The sequence below is a fragment of the Promicromonospora citrea genome, from assembly GCF_013004695.1.
GTDB lineage: Bacteria > Actinomycetota > Actinomycetes > Actinomycetales > Cellulomonadaceae > Promicromonospora > Promicromonospora citrea.
The window spans coordinates 1-4,108 of record NZ_JABEMG010000228.1 but is presented as its reverse complement, the minus strand read 5'-3'; the positions used below and the strand labels follow the sequence as shown (position 1 = coordinate 4,108).

The window sequence follows — 4,108 nt, the reverse complement described above, 5'->3', positions numbered from 1 at the left end:
GTGAGCAGGTTATGCAAGAGGGTTGACAGAACTATGTCACACTGCTTGCCTAACCCCGGGCCCGATGCGGCCCGGAAAGAAGGTTCTCGATGCCGAGAGAGATGCCGAGAGTGATCCGGCGCCGGTCTGGGCGAGCTGCGCCTCCACGCGGCCGAGGATGTCGCGCAGCAGCGCGGAGGCACGGGCCCTGACCTCCGTCAGGTCGCGCGTGAACGCGAGGGCCGCGTCGAGCGACGCCTCCGCGACCGCGATGCGCTGCAGCCCCTCGAGCGGGTCGCCGCCCTCGCGCGTCACCTCGACGTGCTTGAGCGCCGCCTGGGCCGCCGTGCGCGCGAGGGTGACCCGGAAGTCGCCCTCGACGGCCCGGGCCGCCGCCACGTCCTGCGTGAGGGACGCGATCGCCTTGTCGAGCCGTGCCGCCGCGTCCTGGAGGTGCTCGGCGGTGGTGTCGATCGCGTCGAGGAGCGTGATGGCCTGGCCGAGCGCGTTCTGGGCGCCCCGCGCGTGGGAGACGGCGATGGCCTTCTGCCCGGCGTCCAGGGCGGAGCGTCCCGCCGCAACCGCCTCCTTGGCGTTGGTGAGCAGCAGCTCCGCCTGCTCCGGGTTGCGGGCGACCAGGGCGAGCGTCGCGGCGGGGTAGGCCCCCGCCAGCTCGTCCAGCACGGAGCGGGCCGTGGCCACGCGGCCGGCGACCTCGGGCTCGCGCGTCACCACGTCGTCGAGCAGCTCGGGCGCGCGCTGCTGCAGGCGGCGCAGGTCGTCGAACGCGCGGGTGTGCGCGTCGAGCGTGTCGGCCGCGCGCTCGCAGAGCGCCAGCACCTCGGCCAGCGCCGCCCGGCGGTCCGGGTCGTCGGGCGCCGGTTCCGTGGTCGCGTCGTCGCCGGCAGCAAAGTCCGCGCGGGCCTCGCCGTCGGCGTCGAGCTCCTGGCGGATCGCGAAGGCCTCCCGCACGTCGGCCGTCGCGCGGGCGAGGATCACCTCGAAGTCGCGGGTCGCGCTCTCGCCGAGCTCCGCGCGGGCGAGGCCGAGCTCCTGCCCGCAGGTCTTGAGCGCGTCGTCGATGCCGACCAGCGCCGACGCCGCCCGCTCGTCCAGCTCGGCGAGGGTCAGGCCCGCGAGCTCGTCCGCCGTCGGGCCCGCCGCCTGCGGACGGCGGCCGACGCCGGCCAGGCGCCCGCGGAACCGCGGGACCACGAACCGCCACACCACGAACGCGAGCGCGGCCACGAGGAGCACGCCGCCCGCGACGAGCGCGACGACGAGCCACGGGACGGACGACCCGCCGCCGGTCTCGCGGACGGTGTCCGCGGCGTCCGTCGCCGCGTCGGCCCAGCGCTCGTCCGCCACCGCGGCGGCGACGGCCTCGTCGACCTGCTCGAGCTGCGCGTCGGTGAGCGCCACGTTGGTGTCGGCCGAGATCCCGAACGCGCCGTCGGCCGTCGCGACCGCCAGCACCAGGTCCTCGGTCCCGAGGCCCGACTGGTTGGCGCTCGCGTTGGCCCAGTCCACGGGCTGGGTGCCGTCGAACGACTCGATGTAGACGACGAGCATGCGCAGGTCCGACTCGTCGGCGAGCCGGTCGAGCGCCGCCACGACGTCCTGGCGCTCCGCGTCGGTCAGGGCGCCCACCCCGTCCGTCACGGGGTCGGTCAGCGTGATCGGGGGCGACGCGGGGAGGATGTCGGACATCATCTCCGCCTGCATCGCCGCGGTGAGGCTGGGGGACACGGACGGGCGGGGCTCTGCCGGGGTCGCGACGGCCGCGGGGGAGACGGCCAGCTGGGACGCGACGGCGACGGCGAGACCTGCCGTGCCCGCGCACGCCACGACGGCGAGCCCCCGGGACACCCGGGGGACACCCTCGCGCGCGTGCTCGTGTGTTGCGGGGGACTCCATCACGTCCTGATCGTCACCCCGGGTTCAAGACATCGCAATCGGAGGACGCCGTGTTGCGCATATGCAATGAATCCCCAGGTAAACGCCCTACGTGAAGGGGGTTTTCACGGCGTCGGCGCGGTCAGGTCCTCGGCGTCGACGATGCGGTACGCGTACCCCTGCTCGGCGAGGAACCGCTGCCGGTGGGCGGCGAAGTCCTGGTCCACGGTGTCGCGGGCGACGACGGCGTAGAAGTGCGCCGTCCGACCGTCCGCCTTGGGCCGCATGATCCGCCCGAGCCGCTGCGCCTCCTCCTGCCGGGAGCCGAACGAGCCGGACACCTGGATCGCCACCGACGCCTCGGGCAGGTCGACCGAGTAGTTGGCCACCTTGCTCACCACGAGCCGCGAGATCTCGCCCTCGCGGAACGCACCGAACAGCCGCTGCCGCTCCTTGGTGGTCGTGGAGCCGGTGATGATCGGGGCGTCCAGGTGCTCGGCCAGCTCCTCCAGCTGGTCGATGTACTGGCCGATGACGAGGACCTGGTCGTCCGGGTGCTGCGCCACGATCTGCTCCACGACCTCCTTCTTGCCCGACGCCGACGCGGCCAGCCGGTACTTGTCCTCGGCCTCGGCCGTCGCGTACGTCATGCGCTCGGTGTCCGGGAGCGTGAGCCGCACCTCGACGCAGTCGGCGGGGGCGATGTAGCCCTGCGCCTCGATGTCCTTCCACGGCGCGTCGAACCGCTTGGGGCCGATGAGGCTGAACACCTCGTCCTCGCGGCCGTCCTCGCGCACGAGCGTCGCCGTGAGCCCCAGGCGGCGGCGCGCCTGCAGGTCCGCCGTCATGCGGAACACGGGAGCGGGCAGCAGGTGGACCTCGTCGTAGAGGATGAGGCCCCAGTCGCGGGCGTCCAGCAGCTCGAGGTGCGTGTAGACGTCCTTCCGCTTGGTGGTGAGCACCTGGTAGGTCGCGATGGTGACCGGCTTGATCTCCTTCTTGGTGCCGGAGTACTCGCCGATCTCGTCCTCGGTCAGCGTCGTGCGTCGCACGAGCTCGTCGCGCCACTGGCGCGCGCTGACGGTGTTGGTGACGAGGATGAGCGTCGTGGTGCCGGACTTCGCCATGGCGCCGGCGCCCACGATCGTCTTGCCCGCGCCGCACGGCAGCACGACGACGCCGGAGCCGCCGTGCCAGAACCCGTCGACCGCCTGCGCCTGGTACGGCCGCATCTCCCACGGCGCCGCCGTCTCGTGCGGCGTGCGGGGCTCGGTCACGGGGCTGAGGTCGATCGGGTGCTTCTCCCCGTCGACGTACCCCGCCAGGTCCTCTGCGGGCCAGCCGAGCTTGACGAGCACCTGCTTGAGGTGGCCGCGCTCGGACGGGTGCACCACGACGGTCGACTCGTCGACGCGCTCACCCACGAGGCCCGCCGTGCGCTTCGACTTCAGCACCTCCGCGAGCACCGCCTGGTCGGTCGTGCGCAGCACGAGGCCGTGCGCCGGGTCCTGGACGAGCTGCAGGCGCCCGTACCGGGACATCGTCTCGGCGACGTCGACCAGCAGCGCATGCGGCACCGGGTAGCGGCTGTACTCGATGAGCGTGTCGACGACCTGCTCGGCGTCGTGCCCGGCGGCGCGCGCGTTCCACAGGCCCAGCGCCGTGAGGCGGTAGGTGTGCACGTGCTCGGGCGCGCGCTCGAGCTCGGCGAACGGCGCGATCGAGCGCCGCGCCTGCTCGGCGCTCGGGTGGTCGACCTCCAGCAGGAGGGTCTTGTCGCTCTGGACGATGAGCGGTCCGTCGGGCATGAGTCTCCCTCGGTGGTGCTGCGGCTGTGGTGCTGCGGGCGGTTGTCGGGGCGGTTCCGGGAGGCGGTCTAGGGGGCGGGCGACGTCGGGAGCACCGACGCGATGCGGTGCACGGCGATGGTCAGCTCGGCCTCTCGGTCCGGGTCGAGCGCGCGGAGCCTGCCGCCGTCGAGACGCAGGGGCTTGAGCTCACGCCGCTCCAGCCGGCCGGTGTGACCCGCCACCTCGACGATCACGGTGGACCCGGTCCGGAGCGCGTCGCGCACCAGTGCCAACCCGTCGGCGGGGTGCTGTGTTCCCGGGTCGTCGTCCGGGAGGTCGTCCACAGGCCGGGGTGTCGGCTCGGCGTCGTCGTCGCGGGGGCGCTGGACGGCGCCCGAGCCGCCGGCCGAGCGGGCCACGGCGGCGGCCTCGCCACGGGCGCG

3 protein-coding genes are annotated in these 4,108 nt (G+C 73.6%); all 3 read right to left on the bottom strand.

Features of this window, described 5'->3' with window-relative positions:
- Positions 1 to 36: 36 nt before the first annotated feature.
- Positions 37 to 1,896, bottom strand: a complete 1,860-nt coding sequence (locus HLB15_RS22800) for a TPM domain-containing protein (RefSeq protein WP_249360533.1) — start codon at positions 1,894 to 1,896, stop codon at positions 37 to 39.
- A 104-nt stretch (positions 1,897 to 2,000) separates the two neighbouring features.
- Positions 2,001 to 3,683, bottom strand: a complete 1,683-nt coding sequence (locus HLB15_RS22795) for a DNA repair helicase XPB (protein WP_171108957.1) — start codon at positions 3,681 to 3,683, stop codon at positions 2,001 to 2,003.
- A gap of 68 nt (positions 3,684 to 3,751) precedes the next feature.
- Positions 3,752 to 4,108: WYL domain-containing protein (locus HLB15_RS22790; protein ID WP_514128913.1), on the bottom strand; the 357-nt coding region annotated here is incomplete at its 5' end.

Excerpts from the sequence above, each read along its gene's own strand:
- HLB15_RS22795 (WP_171108957.1), bottom strand. The coding sequence starts at position 3,683 with ATGCCCGACGGACCGCTCATCGTCCAGAGCGACAAGACCCTCCTGCTG.
- HLB15_RS22800 (WP_249360533.1), bottom strand. The coding sequence starts at position 1,896 with ATGGAGTCCCCCGCAACACACGAGCACGCGCGCGAGGGTGTCCCCCGG.